Source organism: Rhizobium binae, from assembly GCF_017357225.1.
Taxonomy (GTDB): domain Bacteria; phylum Pseudomonadota; class Alphaproteobacteria; order Rhizobiales; family Rhizobiaceae; genus Rhizobium; species Rhizobium binae.
This window is the reverse complement of record NZ_CP071611.1, coordinates 145,356-166,668: the sequence shown is the minus strand read 5'-3', so window position 1 is coordinate 166,668 and position 21,313 is coordinate 145,356. Positions and strand designations below refer to the sequence as shown.

Annotated in this window: 21 protein-coding genes; 12 read left to right on the top strand and 9 right to left on the bottom strand. The window is 62.3% G+C overall.

Translation table 11 applies throughout. The features are described 5' to 3' along the window. Window positions 1–38: 38 nt before the first annotated feature. Window positions 39–818 carry a class I SAM-dependent methyltransferase gene (locus tag J2J99_RS33610; RefSeq protein ID WP_168296287.1) on the bottom strand — a complete coding sequence of 260 codons (780 nt, stop codon included), beginning with the start codon at window positions 816–818 and terminating at the stop codon, window positions 39–41. Between the two features lie 136 nt (window positions 819–954). Between J2J99_RS33610 and J2J99_RS33605 the strand changes: the two genes are divergently transcribed. Beyond that, complete coding sequence (locus J2J99_RS33605; RefSeq protein WP_485064287.1) at window positions 955–1,830, top strand: alpha/beta fold hydrolase; 876 nt, start codon at window positions 955–957, stop codon at window positions 1,828–1,830. 56 nt (window positions 1,831–1,886) lie between these two features. On the opposite strand, the gene msrA is transcribed toward J2J99_RS33605, so the two are convergent. Further along, window positions 1,887–2,396, bottom strand: a complete 510-nt coding sequence (gene msrA / locus J2J99_RS33600; protein WP_168296286.1) for a peptide-methionine (S)-S-oxide reductase MsrA — start codon at window positions 2,394–2,396, stop codon at window positions 1,887–1,889. Window positions 2,397–2,581: 185 nt separating this feature from the next. On the opposite strand from msrA, the gene J2J99_RS33595 reads away from it, so the two are divergent. From J2J99_RS33595 to J2J99_RS33580, 4 genes are read left to right on the top strand one after another with little or no spacing between them, the layout of a single operon-like run. Continuing rightward, a complete protein-coding gene (locus J2J99_RS33595; RefSeq protein WP_168296285.1) occupies window positions 2,582–3,727 on the top strand; it encodes an extracellular solute-binding protein in 1,146 nt (381 codons plus the stop codon). Next, a complete protein-coding gene (locus tag J2J99_RS33590) occupies window positions 3,727–4,617 on the top strand; it encodes an ABC transporter permease (RefSeq protein WP_168296389.1) in 891 nt (296 codons plus the stop codon). The genes J2J99_RS33595 and J2J99_RS33590 overlap by 1 nt, the downstream gene beginning before the upstream one ends. Beyond that, complete coding sequence (locus tag J2J99_RS33585) at window positions 4,614–5,441, top strand: ABC transporter permease (protein WP_168296284.1); 828 nt, start codon at window positions 4,614–4,616, stop codon at window positions 5,439–5,441. The genes J2J99_RS33590 and J2J99_RS33585 overlap by 4 nt, the downstream gene beginning before the upstream one ends. Before the next feature lie 34 nt (window positions 5,442–5,475). After that, window positions 5,476–6,555 (top strand): ABC transporter ATP-binding protein, encoded by a 1,080-nt coding sequence (locus tag J2J99_RS33580; RefSeq protein ID WP_168296283.1) that lies wholly within the window; start codon window positions 5,476–5,478, stop codon window positions 6,553–6,555. Between the two features lie 18 nt (window positions 6,556–6,573). Here the strand turns inward: J2J99_RS33580 and J2J99_RS33575 are convergent, their stop codons facing one another. The 7 genes from J2J99_RS33575 to J2J99_RS33545 form a co-directional block, all read right to left on the bottom strand. Next, window positions 6,574–7,407: an inositol monophosphatase family protein gene (locus J2J99_RS33575; protein WP_168296282.1), complete on the bottom strand. Its 834-nt coding sequence runs from the start codon at window positions 7,405–7,407 to the stop codon at window positions 6,574–6,576. 109 nt (window positions 7,408–7,516) lie between these two features. Next, the gene (locus tag J2J99_RS33570) at window positions 7,517–8,593 is read right to left on the bottom strand and encodes an ABC transporter ATP-binding protein (protein WP_168296281.1); all 1,077 of its coding nucleotides are present in this window, start codon (window positions 8,591–8,593) and stop codon (window positions 7,517–7,519) included. A 61-nt stretch (window positions 8,594–8,654) separates the two neighbouring features. After that, on the bottom strand, window positions 8,655–9,542 hold the full coding sequence (locus tag J2J99_RS33565; protein ID WP_168296280.1) for a carbohydrate ABC transporter permease: 888 nt from the start codon (window positions 9,540–9,542) through the stop codon (window positions 8,655–8,657). Window positions 9,543–9,545: 3 nt separating this feature from the next. Then, window positions 9,546–10,454 carry a carbohydrate ABC transporter permease gene (locus J2J99_RS33560; protein ID WP_168296279.1) on the bottom strand — a complete coding sequence of 303 codons (909 nt, stop codon included), beginning with the start codon at window positions 10,452–10,454 and terminating at the stop codon, window positions 9,546–9,548. Between the two features lie 67 nt (window positions 10,455–10,521). Further along, entirely contained in the window at window positions 10,522–11,784 is a 1,263-nt protein-coding gene (locus J2J99_RS33555) for an ABC transporter substrate-binding protein (protein WP_168296278.1), read from the bottom strand. A gap of 103 nt (window positions 11,785–11,887) precedes the next feature. Next, the gene (locus J2J99_RS33550) at window positions 11,888–12,787 is read right to left on the bottom strand and encodes a sugar phosphate isomerase/epimerase family protein (RefSeq protein ID WP_168296277.1); all 900 of its coding nucleotides are present in this window, start codon (window positions 12,785–12,787) and stop codon (window positions 11,888–11,890) included. Between the two features lie 11 nt (window positions 12,788–12,798). Then, a complete protein-coding gene (locus J2J99_RS33545) occupies window positions 12,799–13,833 on the bottom strand; it encodes a Gfo/Idh/MocA family protein (RefSeq protein WP_168296276.1) in 1,035 nt (344 codons plus the stop codon). 135 nt (window positions 13,834–13,968) lie between these two features. Here J2J99_RS33545 and J2J99_RS33540 point away from each other — a divergent pair, with 135 nt between their 5' ends. From J2J99_RS33540 to J2J99_RS33510, 7 genes are all read left to right on the top strand, one after another. After that, window positions 13,969–15,009, top strand: a complete 1,041-nt coding sequence (locus J2J99_RS33540; RefSeq protein WP_168296275.1) for a substrate-binding domain-containing protein — start codon at window positions 13,969–13,971, stop codon at window positions 15,007–15,009. A 159-nt stretch (window positions 15,010–15,168) separates the two neighbouring features. After that, entirely contained in the window at window positions 15,169–16,779 is a 1,611-nt protein-coding gene (locus J2J99_RS33535; RefSeq protein WP_168296274.1) for an ABC transporter substrate-binding protein, read from the top strand. A 40-nt stretch (window positions 16,780–16,819) separates the two neighbouring features. Then, on the top strand, window positions 16,820–17,809 hold the full coding sequence (locus J2J99_RS33530; protein ID WP_168296273.1) for an ABC transporter permease: 990 nt from the start codon (window positions 16,820–16,822) through the stop codon (window positions 17,807–17,809). Continuing rightward, window positions 17,806–18,639, top strand: coding sequence for an ABC transporter permease (locus tag J2J99_RS33525; protein ID WP_168296272.1), 834 nt, complete (start codon window positions 17,806–17,808; stop codon window positions 18,637–18,639). Before J2J99_RS33530 ends, J2J99_RS33525 begins: the two co-directional genes overlap by 4 nt. Beyond that, window positions 18,636–19,433, top strand: coding sequence for an ABC transporter ATP-binding protein (locus tag J2J99_RS33520; RefSeq protein ID WP_168296271.1), 798 nt, complete (start codon window positions 18,636–18,638; stop codon window positions 19,431–19,433). Before J2J99_RS33525 ends, J2J99_RS33520 begins: the two co-directional genes overlap by 4 nt. Further along, window positions 19,430–20,209 carry an ABC transporter ATP-binding protein gene (locus J2J99_RS33515; protein WP_168296270.1) on the top strand — a complete coding sequence of 260 codons (780 nt, stop codon included), beginning with the start codon at window positions 19,430–19,432 and terminating at the stop codon, window positions 20,207–20,209. Before J2J99_RS33520 ends, J2J99_RS33515 begins: the two co-directional genes overlap by 4 nt. Window positions 20,210–20,220: 11 nt before the next feature. Further along, on the top strand, window positions 20,221–21,312 hold the full coding sequence (locus J2J99_RS33510; protein ID WP_168296269.1) for a pyridoxal-phosphate-dependent aminotransferase family protein: 1,092 nt from the start codon (window positions 20,221–20,223) through the stop codon (window positions 21,310–21,312). Window position 21,313 lies beyond the last annotated feature (1 nt).

Here is a 21,313-nt window from a genome sequence, read left to right as displayed (position 1 = left end):
TGACCGTCGGTGAGGAGCGAATCCCTGCCCGGCTCTTGCTATCCCGCGGCTCGGCGAGCGGTGATGATCCATGCCTGCGAGTCGAACAACACACCCTGCGGAGTCATGTGCGCCTCCAGTAGATCGCGCAGCCGCTGCAGCGGTTGGTCTGGCGTTTCATCGGTTTGTGCGAGGGCGTCCTTTACAAGATAAAGGCTGATGAGCGCATCAAACGCCGCTTCGACGTCCGATCCATAGAAGACCGGCTCCCGGACCCCGGCAAAGTCAATCGAGACAAAGCCTGCTGCGCCGAGAAGCTCCGTTGCGACGTTTGGATCGCCCAACGAAAAGGGATTGGGAGCACCCGGGGAAATGGCAGCTTCAGGCGCAAGGGCTTGCCGGATGGCGCCGGACCAAGCGTTGCGCTCCCGGCTCTGCCACACCATCCACACGAGGCGCCCGCCCGGCCGCATCGCCCGGCCGATATTGGCAAAAGCCGCCGCCGGATCGGCAAAAAACATCACGCCGAACCGGCTGATGCAGAGGTCGAAACCGGCCCTCGGGAACGCATGGGACTGCGCGTCTGCCTGCTCGAACACCACATTTCGCAAACCTTCAGCGGCGCTCCGTTGCCTTGCGACCTCGAGCATCTCAGCCGAAACGTCCACACCGACCGCTTCTCCTTGCGGTGCGGCGCGGGCGGCCTCGCGCGTCGTTTGCCCTGCACCGCAGCCGATATCGAGAACTCGATCACCCGGGCCGACGCCGGCGGCAATCCTGAGGTGCCGATTGTGTCTCGCGAGTTCCGCATCGTAAAAGTCGGGACGATCCAACGCCATAACGCTTCCCCCTGCTTCATTCGGTAGAGCAGCCAAGCGGCCGTCACGCCTGCCAGGTCACCCGAAACAGATTGCATATCAGGATCAGTTATGCAAGGTGGAGGGTAATCGCCGTCTGCAACCAGGAGGATTGGCCGTGGATACGACCGGATCGCCCGTCACCGAAAAGATCGTCGAACTCACAGGTGTACAACTGCAGACCCAGGCCTTCGGCGACCCGGCCGGTGCACCTGTCCTGCTGATCATGGGGGTGATGTCCTCGATGCTGTGGTGGCCGGAACGGTTCTGTGAGGAACTTGCCGCCCAAGGGCGTTACGTCATTCGCTACGACCAGCGTGATACCGGCCTTTCCACACATTATTCGCCCGGTGAGCCAGGCTATTCGTTTGACGATCTGTCCGAAGACGCCATCGCCCTTCTCGATGGCTATGGGATTGAAGCCGCGCATCTTGTGGGCATGTCGATGGGCGGTTTCGTCGCGCAGGAGGCCGCATTGCGCCACCCCCGGCGTGTGCTGACCCTCACCCTGATCAGCACCTCGCCAATCGGAGTAGACGGCCTGCCCTCTTCGACCAAGGCTTACAAGGAGCATTCCGCCGCTGCCGAGCGCATCGACTGGTCGGACCTCGGAGCGATTGCCGATTTCATGCGTCGCGATTCAGCCATGCTGGCCGGCACCAGGCATCCGCACGATGCCGAAGCGGCGCGCATCCTGATCGCGCGTGACATGGAGCGTGCCACCTCCTTTATCAGTGCGACCAATCATTTCATGCTGTCGAGCGGGGACAAGGCCGCCACGCTGCATGCGTCCAACCTCGAGGCGTCGGTTCTCGCGATCCATGGCACCGCCGATCCGCTGTTCCCGATCGAGCACGCGGAGGCCTTCACTCAGGCGGTACCGAACGCGCGACTGCACCGGATTGCCGGCGGAGGGCACGAAATTCACGATCGCGACATCGACGAGATGGTGCGCGTCATTGTCGATCATACTGGTTCCGGGCCTGGCGGCTAAACGGCTGAATGCTCCATGCATGCCGGCGTCGCGTCTGGCATGATGCATGAATTGCGTCAGGCGATCTGCTGGCGGGCCGGCAGCTTCCAGCCGGGTCGGACGAAGTGGCAGGTATAGCCGTTCGGGATGCGCTCGAGATAGTCCTGGTGCTCGGGTTCGGCCTCCCAGAAATCGCCGGCCGGAACGACTTCGGTGACGACCTTGCCGGGCCACAGGCCGGATGCGTCGACATCGGCGATCGTTTCCCTGGCGACGCGCTCCTGCTCGGGGCTGGTGTAGAAAATCGCCGAGCGGTAGCTCGTGCCGACGTCGTTGCCCTGGCGATTGCGCGTCGTCGGATCGTGGATCTGGAAGAAGAATTCGAGAATGTCCCGATAGCTGATCTTGGCGGGATCGAAGAGAATCTCGATCGCCTCGGCATGGGTTCCGTGGTTGCGGTAGGTCGCATTCGGCACGTCGCCGCCGGTATAGCCGACGCGGGTCGATATCACGCCCTTATAGCGGCGGATGAGGTCCTGCATGCCCCAGAAGCAGCCACCGGCGAGCACTGCACGTTCTTCGGTCATTGGGTGTCTCCTTGTTTGCCCAGAGATAGTGTCTCGCGCCGCCGATTTCCATAAGGCGGGAAAAGCACAGCTGTGCAATTTGACCGCAAACAGCCTCGTCCTGTCATGTCGATGTTACCCGCCGGCGTTAGCAAAGGCCTGGACAATCCGCAGAGGCAGAGCCTCGACACCTGATGGAGACGGTTATGAATAGACGTGAATTTCTGATCACATCTTCGGCTGCGGCCGGTCTTCTGGCTCTCCCGCGCTTCGCATCGGCGGCTGCCGGTACGATCGACCTTTACAGCGGTTCGGATGCCAATATCGTCGACCTCTGGAACAACGTCATCCGCCCCGCCTTCGAAAAGGCGCATCCCGGCGTTGGCCTGAAGGTGACCGATGCCGGCGACAATAACGGCCTGCGCGCCATCGCCGACCGTGCACTCGCGGCGCTGAAGACGAAAACCGATCCGCAAGCCGATCTGTTCGAGCAGTTCGATCCGCGTCTGCCGTCCGGCGGCATTGATGCCGGCCTCTGGGTCAAATTCTCGGCCGAGAACATCGAAGGCTACGACCACATCAACCCGCTCGCCCTCGATACGCCCTACTCGCTTCCCTATCGCGGTTCGCAGGTCCTGCTTGCCTACGACAACACCAAGCTCGACCCGAAGGATGCGCCGAAGAGCTGGGATCAGCTGACCGCATGGATCAAAGCAAATCCGGGCCAGTTCATCTACAACAGGCCCGACAAGGGTGGTTCGGGCGGCAACTTCGTCCGCCGCGCAATTCATGAGGTGAACGGCCGCGATCCGAAGAAATTCAAGGTCGACAATTTCACCGCCGACTCCGCCACCGAGGCGCTGGCGCCAGCCTGGAAGATCCTCAGCGATCTTGCACCCTCGCTCTACGACAAGGGCGCTTATACATCAGGCAACACCCAGTCGATCCAGCTGCTCGCCCAGGGGGTCGTCACCATGGTGCCGGTCTGGTCGGACCAGGTGCTGCAGGCGATCGCGCAGGGCGTGCTGCCCGAGACGACCGGCCTCGTGCAGCTCGGCGATCTCGCCCTTTGCGGCGGCTTCTCCAGCATCACCGTATTCTCGAACGGCGCCAACAAGGACGCGGCCCTGAAGCTTGCCGCATTCATGCTGACGAAGGACATGCAGGAAGCAATCATCACTCAGATCGGCGGCTTCCCTGCCGTCTCCTGGGACCACATCTCCGACGATCTGCGCAAGAAATATGCCGACGTCATTCCGTCGACCATCCCGACCTTCCCGAGCGGCGATTGGGAAAAGGCGATCAACGACGGCTGGTACCGCAGTGTCGCCCCTGGCATTAGCCGCACATGATGTCCGCCGACACCGCGCTGGCGGCACCGCGCGGTCACCAATTCATCAACAGGGGGAGCTCGATCGGGCTTCTCCTCGTCGCCCTGCCGGTTTTGCTGCTGGCGTGGCTGATCGTCTATCCGATCTTTTCGGCGGTCGTCGGCACCATCTTCGTTCGAGGCCCCGATGGCGCGACGGACCTGACGTTCGCCTCCTACAGCTTCTTCTTCACCGACGGCTACAGCCTCGCCAACCTGTGGATGACGCTCTGGACCACTGCCATCTGCGGCATTCTGCTGCTGATGATCGGCTTTCCGATCGCGCTTTACCTTCGCTTCTCGCAAGGGCGCCTTGTCGCCTATGTGCAGGCGCTGGCGATCTTTCCGATGTTCGTGCCGTCGATCATCCTCGCCTATGCGCTGATCAGGACGATCGGGCCGAACGGCACCGTCGACCTGCTGCTGAATGCCGTCGGTCTGCCCAAGCTGCGCACCCCCTACATGACGCCGTGGGGACCGGTCATCGGCCTCGTCTGGGATAATCTGCCCCTGACGGTTTTGATGCTGACGGCCGGGCTTTCCGCCGTGTCGAACAGCGCCGTCGAGGCCGCCCGCGACGTCGGCGCAAGCCCACTTCGGGTCTTCGTCTCGATCATCCTGCCGCGCATGGGCAATTCCCTGCTGGTCACCGCATCCTTTGCCGTGCTCGGCATCTTCTCGGCCTTCACGCTTCCCTATGTGCTCGGCCCGGCATCGCCGGAGATGATGGGGCCGTTCATGCAGCGCACTTTTGCCGACATGAATGACCCGCTGAACGCCATGACCCAGGCGGTCATCACATTCGGCTTCTGCCTGGTCTTCGGTATCTTCTATATCCGGACGATTGCCCGCAATCGCGAGGCCCGCCCATGAGTGCCGACAGACCAGGCATCGCTTTCCGCTTCGACTGGATCGGCCTGCTCTTCGCATGCCTGCTGACGCTGTTCATCGCGCTGCCGCTGATCGTCGTCGGCACATGGGCCTTCACCGAGGTCTGGCGTTACCCCTCGGTCATCCCGCAGCAGTTCGGCCTGCGGTTCTGGGGCCAGACGCTGGCGCGGGGAGATGTCTGGGATGCGCTCTTTCTCAGTCTGCGGCTGACGGCGACGGTGACCCTGCTCTCCGCCGTCATCTGCCTTCCAGCCGCCTACGCCTTTGCGCGCCTGCGCTTTCCCGGCAGGAACATCCTGTTCCTGTCATTTCTCGCATCGCATGCCTTCCCGAAATTCGGCCTGCTCGTCGCCATTGCCGGCATTTTCCTGCAGCTCGGCCTGATCAGCACCTTCTGGGGTGTCGTGCTGATCCAGCTCGTCGGCACGCTGATGTTGATGATCTGGATTCCGGTCGCAGCCTTCCAGAATGTCGACCGGCGCATGGAAGAGGCGGCACGCGATGCCGGCGCTTCGCCGCTGCGCGTCTTCTGGTCGATTACCCTGCCGCAAGCCGCGCCGACGATATCAGCCGCCCTGCTGCTGACCTTCGTCGGCACCTTTTACGAGACCGAAGGCGCCTGGCTGATCGGCGCGCCCGGGATTCGCACCATGCCGGTGCTGATGATCAGCTTCATCAACAATCAAATCGTCGTGCAATACGGCGCCGTGCTCTCGGTGATGCTGTGGGTGCCGTCCTTCATCGCGCTGATCTTTGCGCGCCGTGTGATCGGCACGGGCGCCTTTGCGAGAGGTTTCGGCGCGTGAGGCGCCGCGCGTCAAAACAAGGAAAGGGTTGAGAATGGCACATCTGGCGATCGAAGGCGTGTCGAAGCTGTTTGGATCAGCCTCTGCCGTTCGCGATTTTTCGCTCGAAGTCGGCGACGGCGAACTCGTCTGCCTGCTCGGCCCATCCGGCTCCGGCAAGTCGACGCTTCTCAGAATGATCGGCGGCTTCGAGCGTCCGAGCGGCGGCACGATCCGCATCGATGCCAGGGATGTGACGAGCCTGCCGCCCGAGCGGCGCCCGACTGGCATGGTGTTTCAGAGCCATGCTCTCTGGACGCACATGGATGTCTTCAACAACATCGCCTTCGGTCTGAAGCTCCGCCGGCTGCCGAAATCCGAAATTCGCCAGCGCGTCAAGGATGCGCTTGATCTGGTCGGCCTTGCCAATTACGGGCGGCGTATGACGACGCAACTGTCGGGCGGACAGCAGCAGCGCGTGGCGCTTGCCCGCTCGCTGGTGCTCGAGCCGAAGATCCTTCTGCTCGACGAGCCCTTCGCCAGCCTCGATCAGCATCTGCGCGAAAGGCTGCGGGAGGAGGTGCGCGATATTCAGCAGCGCCTCGGCATCACCACCCTGTTCGTCACCCACGGTCAGGACGAGGCTTTGGCGCTCGCCGATCGCATCGTCGTCATGCGCGACGGATGCACGGAACAGATCGCGGCGCCGAACGTCATTTATCGGCAGCCGCAGACGGCTTTCGTCGCCGGTTTCATCGGCTCGATGAACTTCGTCCAGAGCCGCACCAAAAGCGGCGTCTGCGACCATCCGCTCTTCCCGCTGGCGGTTCCGGTCGAAGACGGGCCGGTGACGCTGGCCGCCCGTCCGGAAGCGCTGACGATCCGTCTCTCGGACCGGCCGGATGCCGCGACTGTCCATCGCATCGTCGATTTCGGCACTCACAAGATGGTTGATGTCGATCTTGCCGACGGCAGCCGCCTGAAAGCCATGGTGGCGCCGGACGATCGGATCCGGACCGGGATGAAGGTCGAGCCGGGCTTCGCCAGCTTTTTCGTCTTCCGCGACAATGAACTCCTCCACCGGTCGATAACGGCAAGTGACGATGCGGAGACGAGAGCGCTGCTGCAGGTTTAAACCGGCGGGATGCGCCGTTCACCCCTTGATCCCGAAGCCTTCCTTGAGCCAGGGATGCAGCGCCTTGCTGGCGGCGAGGATATCGCCCTTCCCGTCGACTTCGGTGCCGGAAAAACGGGTGACGATGCCGCCTGCCTCTTCGACCATCAGGGCCGAGGCGCCGAAGTCATGGATCGAAAGCCCGTCCTCGAAGAAACCGTCCAGCCGGCCGCAGGCGACATAGGCGATCGACAGCGCCGCCGAGCCCAGGCGGCGCACGCCCGCCGTGTTGGCCATCAGGCGCTTGATGGCATCGAAATAGGTCTCTTCCGCAACCGCCTTCACCTGGCCTGGAATGGGCAGCCCGGCGCCGATCAGCACGTTTTCGATGTCGGCGACATCGGCGCAGCGGATGCGCTCGCCGTTAAGATAGGCGCCGCCGCCGCGTTCGGCGCTGAACAGCTCGTCCTGCATGGCATCGTAAACGACGCCGGCCACCAGCCTGCCGCCTTCAGCGATGGCGATCGTGATGCCGAAATGCGGGACGCCCCAGGCGTAATTGGTGGTGCCGTCGATCGGGTCGATGTAGATGACCGGCGTGTCCGGCCCGGCCGTGCGGTTACCAACGGTTTCCTCGCCCTGGATGGCATAATCAGGAAAGGCCTTGGTCATTTCGTCGACGATGATCCGCTCGACGGCGACATCGATCTCGGTCTGATAGTCGCGCGGCGCCTTGGCGAGCATTTCCCGAGATGTTCGCCGCCGCAGCGAGACGCGGGCGGTTTCTCCCGCCTTCACCACTGCTTCGGCAAGCACGACAAGACGGGATGAAGCGGTCGGTGAAAGACGCGCTGATATGGGGGAGGATGTCATGAAAAATCCGGATGTTGCAGCTGTGACGGAGCGACTCGTGCGGAGCTACTCCCTTGGCAGAGGCCGATGATGGTTTTATGAACCCGCCGATCGCCCTCGCCGACCAATATTATATCAGGCGCTCCGTCGACGCGTCGAAAAGATGGATCTGGGCCGGATCGACCGAGAGGCCAATCATGTCTCCCGCCTTGACCCTGTCGCGGCGCGTCTCGACGATCGTCAGTTCCGGCTCGGTCGCCGCGACGATGAAGGTCGAAGAACCGGTCGATTCGACGAAGGCAATCGGGACGTCGAAGCTGCCCTGCCCGGGCGCGACAACCTCGATATGTTCAGGCCGGATCCCCGCGATGAGCTTGCGCCCGGGCTCGATGGCGCGGTTGATCGCAAGTGTCTGCTTCACGGCGCCGAAATCCAGGATCAGGCTCTTGCCGTCTTCCGCGACGATCGCCGGAATGAAATTCATCGCCGGCGAGCCGATGAAGCCGGCGACGAACCGGTTCGCCGGCCGGTCGTAGAGATCGAGCGGCGCGCCCTGCTGTTCGATGATGCCATCGCGCATCACCACCACATGGTCGGCCATCGTCATCGCTTCGACCTGGTCGTGGGTGACGTAGACGAAGGTGGCGTTCAGCCGGTCATGCAACGCCCGGATTTCCTTGCGCATCGAGACACGCAACGCGGCATCAAGGTTGGAAAGCGGCTCGTCGAACAGGAAGGCCTGGGGATTGCGGATAATTGCGCGGCCCATGGCGACGCGCTGCCGTTGTCCCCCGGAAAGCTGGCGCGGATAACGATCGAGCAGTCTGGAAAGGCCGGTGATGGCAGCGACCTCCTCTGCTTTCTGTTTTGCCTCAGCCTTGGGGACGCGGTGCATCTTCAGCGAATAGGTCAGGTTCTGTTCCACCGTCATATGCGGATAGAGGGCGTAACTCTGAAAGACCATGGCGATATCGCGTGCCCGCGGCGGCACGTCGTTCATCACCTTGCCGGCAATCTTCAGCGTGCCGCCGGTAATTTTTTCCAGCCCGGCAAGCGAACGGAGCAACGTCGACTTGCCGCATCCTGACGGACCGACCAGCGCCACGAATGTGCCCTTGGGAATCGAAAGGTTGACGTTCTTAAGCGCGTGAAAGGCGCCGTAGTGCTTCTCGACGCCCGAGAGTTCGATTTGGATGTCCTGGCTCATACCGAAACCCTTGCTGGTCCCCAACCGGGACCGATGAGATCGCCAAAGATGAAAAACGTCGTCATTTGACTGCTCCGGCGGCGATGCCGCGCGTCAGCGTGCGCTGGAAGATCAAGAAGAAGATCACGGTCGGTACTATACCCAGGAAAGCCGCCGAGGCCTGCAGCACCGGGTCCGACATGTTCTGACCGCGGGTAAGGCCCATGGCGACCGAGACCGTCTGGTTGTTGTTGGACACCAGCATGACGAGCGGGATCAAGAATTCGTTCCAAGTCCAGATGAAAAAGAAGGTTCCCAGGACCATGAGCGTCGGCCTCAGCATCGGAACGACCACAAACCATAGCGTTTTCCAGTGGGTCGAGCCATCCATCTCGGCCGCTTCGAGGATTTCCTTGGGAAAGGTATTCAGCACGGTCGAGAGCAGGTAAGTCCCGAAAGCGCTTTGCAGGACCGCGAAAATGATGATCACGGAAAGCTGCGTATCGTAGAGGCCGCTCGCTTTCGCCATGTAGTAAAGCGGGTAAATAATGGACTCCTGCGGCACCATAATGCCGAGAAGAAAGACCACCAAAATCACGCGCGAACCCGGCACCTTGCCGACCCCAATCGCATAGGCGTTGAACAGGCTTATCAGTACCCCCAACACCGATACAGCCAGACTGATCACCACGCTGTTGAGCAGCTTGCGGCCGAATTCAGACACCGTCCAGAATTTCTCGATCGCCGTGAGATCAATCGACCGAGGAATCGAAAGCGGTCCGCCGACCGCGTATTCGGCGCTCGCCTTGACGGCGTTGAGCAGAGCAAGGAAAAAGGGAAAAAGCGTAAAGGCGAGGAGCAGAATAAGGATGGCCAGCACCACCCACCGCATGGGATCGCGTCGGGCGCGATCGGCAGGTGCGGTCGCTTTTGCCTTGGTGGTACCGTCGCTGAGAACTGAGTAAGCCATGATCTACTCCCTCGCCTCCTGCTGGGACTGGAAACGTAGGAAAATCACGGCCAAAGCGATCGTCAGAGTCGTCTGCACGACCGCGATGGCTGCGGCATAGCCGACGCGTTGTGTTGTGAAGAAGTGGTAGTAAGTCAGATAGGATGGCACGAGGGTGGAATTGTCGGGGCCGCCGGCGGTGATGACAAAGATTGGCGCAAAGACTTTAAGCGCTGCGATCAGCGTGGTCAGCACAACGACGAAAATCTCCGGCGCCAGGAGCGGAATGGTGATCGTCACCAGCCGGCTCCACCAGTTTGCCCCATCGAGCTCGGCAGCCTCGTAGAGAGAAGGGTCGATGCGCGAAAGACCGGCCATGAAAACCACCAGACAATAGCCGACCTGTATCCAGACAATGACGAGCGAGACGGCAGCAAGCGCGTATGTCGCATCGCCGATCCAGTTCTGGGCGAGGTTATCAAGGCCGATGGCCTTCAGCGTGATGTTGATGACACCAACGGGATTGAGAATCCAGCCCCAGAGCACGCCCGCGACCGTTACGGGCAAAATCTGCGGTAAGTAAAAACCGGCCCTGAAGAAGCTCGAAACCCATTCCCCGAACTGGTCCCTGACGTAGTCGAACAGCAGAGCGGCCAGCACCAGGCCGATGCACACCGGTATTACCGTCATCGAGACGATGAACAGCAGCGTGTGATACATCGATCCCCAGAATTGATCGTCCGTAAGCAGGCGATGATAATTCTGCAGGCCGACCGGGCGAGGCGTGCCGACACCTTTCCATGCCGTGAAGCTCAGTCCGAGATTGGCAAGCTGCGGTATGAGCACGATTAGAATGAAGCCAATCGCGCCCGGGATGAGGTAGAGGCTATAACTTGGTGAACCGTCGCTCGATTGCCGGCTGGATATGGCCATGTCATTCTTCCTTCAGCCTCGCATAATGGGCTGCACCAGAGGCGCAGCCCAGCGTTCAATGGTCGCGCTACTGATTTTCCTGCGCGTCGTCGTAGACCTGCTTGATCTCTTCGACGAATTGTTCCGCAGTCAGACTGCCCTGGAAGAGACCGGTGTCTTTCTGATTGAGCACGTCGTAGTAGCCGGGGACCGGCCAGTCAGGATAGAAACCCAGGCCGTTTTTGTCAGAGATCTGCTTGAAAACCGCTGCGGCGTTCTTGCCGATGGGGTTGGTGATGGCGGAAAGATCAGCGGCAATCGGCACGCCGCCGGCATTGCCGAGTTCAGCTTGGTACTTCGGCGACAAGGTCAGACTGATCCACTCGGCGGCGAGATCGGGATTCTTGCTACCCTTGGGAACGACCCAGAGATTGCCTGTCGAGCCGACCGAATATTTCGGCGTCGGAATGACGAACTGGCCCCATTTGAAGTCCTTGATGGTCGAGGCGAAGGTGCCGAGATTCCACGTGCCCGAGACGTACATCGGTGCTTTGCCGGAGGTAAAGAGCAGAGCCGCGTCCGGGTCCTTCATGCCCGTGGAGTCCTTGCTGATGTAGCCCTTGCCAACCCAGTCGACCAATGTCTGCGCCGCATAGAGATAGGGCGCGCCGTCGAGGGGAGCCTTCAAACCCTGATAATTCTGGACCCAGGCGTCATCGGCCTTGGTATAGGCGAGAGAGGCAAGCAAGTGCTGGCCACTGGTGTCGATGGCGCCGAGCGCGAGAGGCGTGACACCCTTCTGCTTGAAGGCTTCCATGTCGGCGACCCACTCTTCGAGTGTCGTCGGCGGCTTTAGGCCTGCCTTTTCGAACATGTCAATATTATAGAAGCACGAAACATATTCGCCGAAGACCGAGACGCCCCAAATGGGTCCGGAGCCATAGATGCCCTTTTCGTCATAACGGCTTAGGACAAAATCGCCTTCGTTAAGGATCTTGTCCCAGCCTTCCTTCTTCACATAGGCATCCAGATTGGTCAGCAATCCCTGGCTTGCAACCAAGCCAGCGGTGGCGTTGCCCTTGTTGTACTCGAGCACGTCGGGGGCCTGATCGGAATTGAGGATCATGCCGCCTGAGGCCTGCAACTGCTGAAAGGTCTTCTGCTCGAAGCTGATGTTGATATCCGGATGTTTCGCCTGGAACTCCTCGAGCGCTTTCTTCCAGACAATGCCCTGAGCCGTGGTCGGCTCCTCGAACCACCAGATTTTGAAGGTCTTCTGTTCAGCATGGCCGATTGATGTCATCAGCATGGCCGTGCCGAGTGCTAGCGCAAGTCTTGCAATTCTTTTCATGCTTTCCTCCCAAAAAAGCGGCTGCGCCGCGAAAAGACCAAGTTAGTCAGTCATGGCGCAGCTGGGCCTCCCAGCCCAACGGCGCCCTACCTTAGGCGGTCGATCAGGGATCAACAACGAAATCTCCGCCCCGGCACTTCTTCAGATAGTTGAGCCCGTGAACCTGGCCAGTCATTTCGAGCTCGTCGCGATAGACCGGGTCGTGCCAGCCTTCGATGTCGATCGAGCCGGACCAGCCGGCAAGGCGCAGTTCGGAAATGATGTCGGTCCAGTTGCTGTCGCCGAAACCCGGCGTGCGCATGAAGACGAATTTCTCCTTGCCGAAGATGCCGTGTTCCTTGATGACCTCCCAGCGGATGGTCGCGTCCTTGCCATGGACGTGGAAGAATTTGTGCGCCCATTTGCGGATCTGCGGCATGGGGTCGATCAGATAGACCATCTGATGGCAGGGCTCCCATTCCAGGCCGATATGATCATCCGGCGTCTCGTTGAAGATCAGCTCCCAGGCGTCCGGATTATGGGCGATGTTCCAGTCGCCGCTCGCCCAGTTGCCGTCCATGGCGCAGTTCTCGAAGGCGATCTTGATGCCCTTGTCGGCGGCACGCTTGGCGAGCTCGCTCCAGATCTGCTTGTAGCGGCCCAGGCTGTCGGTCAGCGGCTTGCCGCGGATGCGGCCGGTGAAGCCGGCGACGCAAGATGCGCCGAAGTGATGGGCATTGTCGATGCAATCCTTCCAGCCCTGCAGCGTCTCCAGATCGCTTGCGCTCTCTTCCAGCGGATTGCCGAACATGCCGAGCGTCGAGATCGTGATGTCGCGGTCGCCGATCGCCTCGAGGCAGCGCTTGCCGAGTTCGGCGAGGTCCTGGCCCTTGGTCGTCTGCCAGAAGAAGGGCTCGAAGCTTTCAAAGCCCAAATCGGCAATCTGGCCGATGCGCTCGGCGGCATCGCCCTTGTTGCCGCTGACCATGGTGCCGATGCGAATGGATTTTGCAGGGTTGCTCACGTCACGTCTTCCTATGCTGAAATTTCGATACGCCGGCCGGTCTTGGCGCTTTCGATGGCGCCGAAGACCATGGAGAGGCTTCGGATATTGTCGGAATTGACCGTTTCGGGCTGTTTGCCGGTGCGGATCGCCGCGATGAAATCGGCGATGACGCTGGCGTGGCCGTGGGTTTCCGCGGCATGTTCCGGACCGGGAACGTTTACGGCAGCAGAGCCGCGCAAAAGCCCGGGCTCCTCGCCGGCCACTGCCGCCTTGAAACTCTCCTCGCCATCCCAGGTGAGCATGCCCTTCGAGCCGACGAGACGCCACTGGCTTTCCCAACTGGTGCGTTCGCCCTCGGCGCACCAGGAGCCGCGATAGGTGAAGACGATATCGTCGGAAAATTCGAAGATGGCATTGGCCGAGGCGCCGTGCCGGTACCATGACCCCTTCGGATTGCGCTCGACGCAATAGACGGCGAGCGGCTTCCTGTCGGCGACGTAGCGCGCGGCATCGAAGGTGTGGATCGCCATGTCGAGCAGCAGCACATTGTCCATCTCCTCGCGGAAGCCGCCGAAATGCGGCGCCAGGAAGAAGTCGCAATGGATGGCGGTGAGTTCACCGATCGCGCCGCTGTCGACGAAACGGCGCAGGCGCCGGATGCCCGAGATGAAGCGGCGGTTCTGGATGACGGCATGGATGCGGCCGGTTTGCGCGGCGAGATCGATCAGCGCGGCGCCCTCGGCGAGCGAGGCGGCCATCGGCTTTTCGCTCAGCACGTGGCAGCCGGCCTTGAGTGCGGTCGACACGACATCGTAACGGGCGGCCGGAATGACGATGTCGAAGACCAGATCAGCTTTTGTCGCCGCGATGACCTCGGAGAGATCCGAGCCGATAACGGCGCTCCCAAGCCGGAACTCGGCAGCGAGCTTTTCCGCCGTCTCGCGATCGAGGTCGACGAGGCCGACAATGGTGATGGAATCGGCGAGATCGGGGTTGGACGCGATGGCGCGCAACCAACCTTTGGACATAGCTCCGCACCCGCACAGAATGGCACTGAATTTCACGATTTCCTCCAGGGAATGCCGCCAACTCTCCTCGTGACATGCGCTCCGTAAACGTTTACGACTGTATGCGAAATCATTTTGCGGTGTCAATAGAGGCCAATTGTGAAATTATCGGTGGGAGGAAAAACGCAACCGATGAAAGGGATTCGCCAGCTTGCCGAATACCTGGATATCTCGATCGGAACGGTCTCCCGCGCCCTGAACGGCAGGCCCGATGTCAATGAGGAAACCCGTCGTCGCGTGTTGGCGGCGGCCGAGGAATTCGGCTATGTCGCCAATCAATCCGGACGGAGCTTGAGGCAGGGAGAGACGAAGGTTATCGGCCTGATGATCGAATCCAGCGCGGAGGCGGTCGAAAATGCCGACAACTTCTTCCTCGGCGTCACCAGCGGCCTGCAGAGCGTTTTCGCCCGCCACAAGCTCGATCTCGTCATGCTGCCCTGCCCGAGCGATGAGGACCCGTACGAATATTTGAAGCGTATGGTGGCGCGTCGCGTCGTCGATGCGATGATCATCTCGAACACGCAGCGCATCGACCGTCGCATCGATCTTCTGTCGTGGGCAAAGATTCCGTTTGTTACGGTCGGTCGCAGCCTTTCGGCGAATACCTTCCCATGGATCGATCTCGATTTCGAGGGCGTGGCCGACCGCGCCGTCGAGCGGTTGGTGGCGCGCGGCCACCGCCGGATCGCGATTACGGCGCCGTCGAGCGAGGTCAATCTTGGTTATGTCTTTGTCGAGAGCTATCGCCGTGCACTCGAGCGAAACGGCATCGCCTTCGATCCATCGCTCGTCATTCGCGTCAAATCGAGCGAACAGGGAGGCTATCAGGCAGCGCATGAACTGCTGCAGATTGAAGACCGACCGACCGTGGTGATCCTGATCTACGAACTGATGGCGATAGGCCTCTACCGCCGTCTGATGGAATCGGGCGTCATGCCCGGCCGCGATTTTGCGGTGATCGGCTTCCGCGATGCTCCGCGCGCACGGTTTCTGCGGCCGCCGCTCAGCTGCTTCCGCATGTCGCTCTACGATCTCGGCGTTGCGCTCGGCCAGACGCTGCTCGCCCACATGCCGGCCTATCGAGAATTCTATTCGAATGACGGTGGCAACATCATCTGGCCGCTCGAACTGGTGGCAGGGGAAAGCGACGCGTTTCAGCTGACGGTGGTCTGAAGGTTGCCGGCTTCGGCAACCCTTGCGAACACGGCAGAGGATATAATGGCCGGGTGACAAAAAATGTCTCGCGGAGCCGGATCATTCGAATTTAATCTCTATTCGAACCGCTAATTCGGGTCGAATATGGTGGCTGGTTTCGATCGTTCAGGAGGGCTCATGACCATTCCAGAAATCTCGCGGCGCACGCTGATGAAGGGCGCTGCTTTGCTGCTTGCCTCGACGGCGCTCGCCCGCCAGACGCTGGCGCAGACCGCGCCGAGCGGCGGGAGACTGATCGTTGCGGCCGATTCCGAGCCCAAGAACCTCAACCCCGCCATCGTTGCTTCGAACGGCGTCTTTTTCATCGCCAGCAAGGTGATCGAACCACTGGCCGAAGCCTTGTTTGACGGCAAGGACGGGCTTGCGCCCCGGCTTGCCACCACCTGGGAAGGCTCGGCCGATGGCCTTTCCGTCACCTTCAAGCTGCGCGACGGGGTCACTTGGCACGACGGCAAGCCGTTCACCTCGGTCGATGTCGCCTTCTCCGCCCTCAACATCTGGAAGCCGCTGCAGAATCTCGGCCGCCTCGTCTTCGCCAATCTCGAAACCGTCGATACGCCAGACGACTACACCGCCATCTTCCGCTTCTCCAGGCCGACCCCGTTCCAGCTCATCCGCAATGCCCTGCCCGTCGTCACCAGCGTCGTCGCCAAACACATCTTCGACGGCAGCGATATCGCCACCAATCCGGCCAACAACACGCTTATCGGCACCGGCCCGTTCAAGTTTGCCGAACACAGGCCCGGCGAATACTACCGGCTGACGCGCAATGAGAATTACTGGGACAAGGACCAGCCGAAGCTCGACGAGATCGTCTTCCGCGTGCTGCCCGATCGCGCGTCGGCGGGTGCGGCGCTCGAAGCCGACGAAATTCAGCTCGCCGCCTTCTCGGCGGTGCCGCTTGCCGATCTCGACCGCATCTCCAAGGTCGACGGCATCAAGGTGATTTCGAAAGGTTACGAGGCTTTGACCTACCAGCTTGTCGTCGAGATCAATCATCGCCGCAAGGAGCTCGCCGATCTCAGGGTACGCCAGGCGATCGCGCACGCTATCGACAAGAAATTCGTGGTCGACACGATCTTCCTCGGTTATGCCGCCGCCGCCACAGGTCCGGTGCCGAAGAATGCGCCGGAATTCTACACATCCGATGTCGCGACCTATGACTTCAATCCGGCGGCCGCCAACGATATTCTCGACAAGGCGGGCTATGCCAAGGGGGCGGACGGCAACCGCTTCAAGCTGAAGCTCCGCCCCGCGCCCTATTTCAACGAGACCCGCCAGTTCGGCGATTACTTTCGCCAGGCGCTTGCTGCGATCGGCATCGATGCCGAGATCGTCAATGCCGATGCGGCCGCGCATCAGAAGGCTGTTTATACCGACCATGATTTCGATCTCGCCGTCGCCCCGCCGGTCTTCCGCGGCGATCCGGCGATCTCCACCACCATTCTCGTCCAGTCCGGCACGCCTGATGGTGTGCCCTTCTCCAACCAAGGTGGCTACGCCAATCCCGAGCTCGACAAGATCATCAAGCAGGCCTCCGAGTCCGTCGACACGGCGGCGCGCACCGGTCTCTACCGCAAGTTCCAGGAGCTCGTCGTCGCCGATCTGCCGCTGATCAACGTCGCGGAGTGGGGTTTCATTACCGTCGCGCGGGACACCGTGCTCAATGTTTCGAACAATCCGCGCTGGGCCGTCTCGAACTGGGGCGATACCGCGCTGCAATCATGATAGGATCGGCGGCAAATCTCCTCCAGAGGCCCTGTCTGGCGTGAAACGTGCAATCATTCTCCTGAGGCGCAGGGCGATCAGCAGCATTCCGGTGCTGCTGATCGTGGTGATCTTCACCTTTTTCCTGCTCGAATCCGCCTCGGGCGATGCCGTCGACGCCTATCTCGGCTCGATTGGCGGCGGCGATGCGGCACTCAGGCAGGCGCTGCGTGAGAGTTACGGCCTCGACCAGTCCGTGCTGGCACGGCTCTGGCTCTATCTTTCTTCGCTGGCGCGGCTCGATCTCGGCTGGTCGGTCGCCTTCGACCGGCCGGTCGGCGCGCTCATCGCCGAACGCCTGCCCAATACGCTGCTGTTGATGGGCAGCGCGACTGCACTTTCTTTCGGCCTTGGTTCTGCGCTTGGCATCCTCGCCGGGGCTCGGCCGGGAAGCTTGCGCGACCGGCTGCTGTCGATCGGTTCGCTGATCGTCTATGCCATTCCGAGCTTTTGGCTCGGCCTGGTCCTCAGCATCGCCTTTTCGGTGAAGCTGCGTTGGTTTCCGATCGCCGGCATCGAGACGATCGCTTCGGGCAAGACAGGGTTTTCCCGCGCGCTCGACATTGCCGATCATCTGGTCCTGCCGGTCGGCGCACTGGCCCTGATTTATCTCGCCCTGTTCCTGCGGGTGATGCGGGCTGGCATGGCCGAGGCCTGGAAGCTCGATTTCGTGCTCTTTGCCCGCGCCAAGGGCCTGTCGCGCAGCCGCGTCGTGCTGCGCCATGTGGCGCGCAATGCGCTGCTTCCGCTCGTCACCATGCTGGGGTTGCAATCGGCGGCGATGCTCGGCGGCAGCGTGGTGATCGAGAGCGTCTTTGCGATCCCCGGCTTCGGGCGATTGGCGCAGGAAGCGGTCAACGGCCGCGATGCGCCGCTGTTGATGGGCATCGTCGTCACCAGCGCCATTCTCGTCATTTCGATCAATGTCTTCGTCGATCTTATCTATGCCGCGCTCGACCCGCGCATCGGTGCTTCGGAGGGCGGCGCATGAGCCGTCTCCAACGTCTGCTCGGCACGTGGGAAGGCATGGCCGGGTTGGCAATCCTGGCCATCCTGCTTCTGGTCGGGCTGCTTGCCCCCACCATCTCGTCCGGCGATCCGCTCAGGATTGCCGGGCGGGCGCTGCTTGCGCCCTTCACCGACCCGGCTTTTCCACTTGGTACGGATCGCCTCGGACGCGACGTGCTCGCCGGCCTGCTCTATGGCGCGCGAACCTCGCTTGCCGTCGGCCTCGCGGCAGCCTTTTCGGCCATGGTCCTCGGCGTCTGCGTCGGCATGGCGGCCGGATTTTCCGGCGGGGTCGTCGACGAGGCGCTGATGCGCGTGGTCGACGCCTTCCAGATCGTGCCGGGCTTCCTGCTTGCGCTTGCCTTCGTCAGCACTATCGGGGTGTCGACCTCGATCGTCGTACTTGCCATCGCCCTTGGCGCCTGGGCCGATCCGGCGCGCCTGATGCGAGCCCAGGTGCTGGTGATCCGCGAGCAGGATTACGTCGCCTCGGCAAAAGTGATCGGCATGCATCCTGTTGAAATCGCCTTGCGGGAAATCCTGCCGAACGCGCTGCCGCCGGTGCTGGCGCTTTCCGCCACCATCGTCGCCGGCGCGATCCTCACCGAGGCGGCCCTTTCCTTTCTCGGCCTCGGCAATCCGAATATCGCCACCTGGGGCTCGATGATCGCCGAGGGCCGTAGCGTGCTGCGCTCGGCGCCCTATCTCTCCGTCATACCGGGCGCGGCACTTGCCGTGACCGTGCTCGGCGTTCATCTCTTCAGCGAAGGTCTCGGCAGGGCGCTTGGCGATGACGGCGGGAGGGGGGCATGAGCGACAGTTTCTGCAGCCTCCGGCAGCTCTCGGTCACCTATCGGCGCGGCAAAAGCAATGCTGCCGCCGCGCTCGACAGCATCGATCTCGATATCGCCGCCGGCGAAAGGCTGGCGATCATCGGTGAAAGCGGCTCCGGCAAGAGCACGCTCGCCCGGGCGCTCGCCGGTCTGCTGCCCGAGGCAACGAAAGTCACCGGCGAGATGCTCTGGCCCGCGCTCGGCCACCCGCCCCGCCCGGGCCGCGATTTCGGTTTCATCTTCCAGGATCCGGGCACGAGCCTCAATCCCGTCCTGACGGTCGGCGAACAGATTGCCGAGGGCGCCAGGCGCCATCTCGGGCTCAGCTGGAAACAGGCCTCCATCGGAGCCGAGGAACTGCTTGGGCGGGTGCGGATGCCGCAGCCCGACAAAGCGATGCGGGCCTTTCCGCATCAGCTTTCCGGCGGCCAGCGCCAGCGCGTGGCGATCGCGGCGGCAATCGCTGCCAAGCCTGCGCTGCTGATCGCCGACGAGGCGACCAGCGCCCTCGACGTCGTCGTCCAGGCGGAGATCGTCCATCTGCTCGATGGGCTGGTGCGCGAGGACGGCATGACGCTGCTTTTCATCACCCACGATATCGCGCTCGCTTCCGGCTTCGTCGACCGAATTGCCGTCTTTCGCCATGCGCGGCTGGTCGAGGCAGGTCCCGTCCGCTCGGTGCTTTCGGCGCCTGTGAGCGACTATACCGCCGCTCTCATCGCCAGCCATCGCGACCTCGCGACGCCAACGCTGATCGAAGAGCTGACGCCATGAATCCATTGCTGTCCATCGAAAATATCTCGAAAGGTTTTTCTTCGGCAGGCCGCCGGATCGCCGCGCTCGACAATGTGTCGCTGACGATCGCAACCGGGGAAACGCTCGGTCTGGTCGGCGCCTCCGGCAGCGGAAAATCGACATTGTCGCGCATCCTGCTGCGGCTTCTCTCCTGTGATGCCGGTACGATCCGCTTTGAGGGAGAGGACTGGCTGGCGCTGAGAGGTGCTGAGCTGCGCCGCAGGCGGGCGCGCATGCAGATGGTGTTCCAGGATCCGCTCGCCGCCTTCAATCCGCTGGTGACTGTCGGCACCGTCCTCGACGATCCGTTGCGCATCAACCGTGTCGTATCGAAAGACCGGCGTGCAGGCGAAGTCGCCATGCTTCTCGAACGTGTCGGCCTACCTGCCGACTATGCCCGCCGGCCGGTCCGCGCGCTCTCCGGCGGCCAGCGCCAGCGTGTGGCGATTGCCCGGGCGATCGCCACACGGCCGTCGCTGCTGGTGCTCGACGAGGCGGTCTCGGCGCTAGACGTCACCGTGCGCGGCAGGATCCTCGAACTGTTAGTCGAGCTGCAGAAGGAGCACGGCCTTGCCTGTCTGTTCATTTCGCACGATCTTGCCGTGGTGCGCGCCGTTTCCCACCGCATCGCCGTCATGGACGGCGGACGGATCGTCGAGACCGGCCGGGCCGCGGCAGTCGTTGCTGCGCCGCAATCGGATGCCGGCCGCGCGCTCGTGGCAGCCGTTCCCCGTCTGGTGAACGAACCGTTCTGAAGGAAGCGTCCATGTTCGATCTCGGTTGGAATCTCCTGCACGGCGCGCCTTTGTACCCTGCGGAGCGCTACGCCATCGTCGCTGACAGGATCGGCCGCATTCTGCGCTGCCGGGGTGACGTGGTGCTGGTGCAGGCAGAGGCGGTGGTGGCGCTGGAAGCGGCGGCCGTCAGTCTCGCGCGTCCCGGCCTTTCGGCCCTCAACCTCGTCACCAGTCCCTATGGCGGCTGGTTCGGGCAGTGGCTGCGGCGAGGCGGCGCAACCGTTCGGAATGTCGTCGCCGAACCGGGCCTGCCGATCGAGATCGACGCCGTCGCCAAGGCGCTCGATGCCGGCCCTCCTATCGATGTGCTCGCCGTGGTTCACGCGGAATCTGCGAGCGGCATTCTCAACCCGCTGCCAGAGATACTCGCGCTGGCGCGCGCCCGCGGCATCGTCACCGTCGTTGATGCGGTCGCCTCGGTCGGCGGACATCGGCTCGAGGTCGACGATCTCGGCATCGACATCGCGGTGATCGGCCCGCAGAAGGCGCTCGGCGGTCCGGCGGGTGTCTCTGCGCTCTCCATAAGTCAGGGTGCCTGGGATCTCGTTCTCAAGGGCGGCGCGCCGCGCGACTCCATCCTGTCGTTGGCCGATCTGAAGGGCTGGCTCGACGATGGCCGGCGCGCCCTGCCCGGGACGCCGGCGCCACTGGAATTTTTTGCGCTGGAGGCGGCGCTCGACCGCATCGAGGCCGAGGGGCTGGAGAATGTCATTGCCCGCCATGCGCTGGCGGCATCGGCGACGCGGGCCGGGCTTGCCGCACTCGGCGCCGGAAGCTGGGTGCCGGCGGCAAAGGCTTCGAACCTGGTGACGGCGGTACGGATGCCGGAGGGGCTGGCGCCGGCCGAGCTGATCGCATCCGCCGGGCGCCTCGGGGTCGAACTGGCCGCAGGCACCGGGGCCGCCACCCATCTCGTGCGCCTGAACCACACAGGTCCGCGCGCCGCATTCCAGACGGTGCTTTCGAATGTCGTGGCCTGCGGCACAGCCCTCAGGCAGGCCGGCCATCCCGCGAATATCGCCGCGGCCGCAGATGCGATAGCCGCAGCCTACAGTCGCTGAA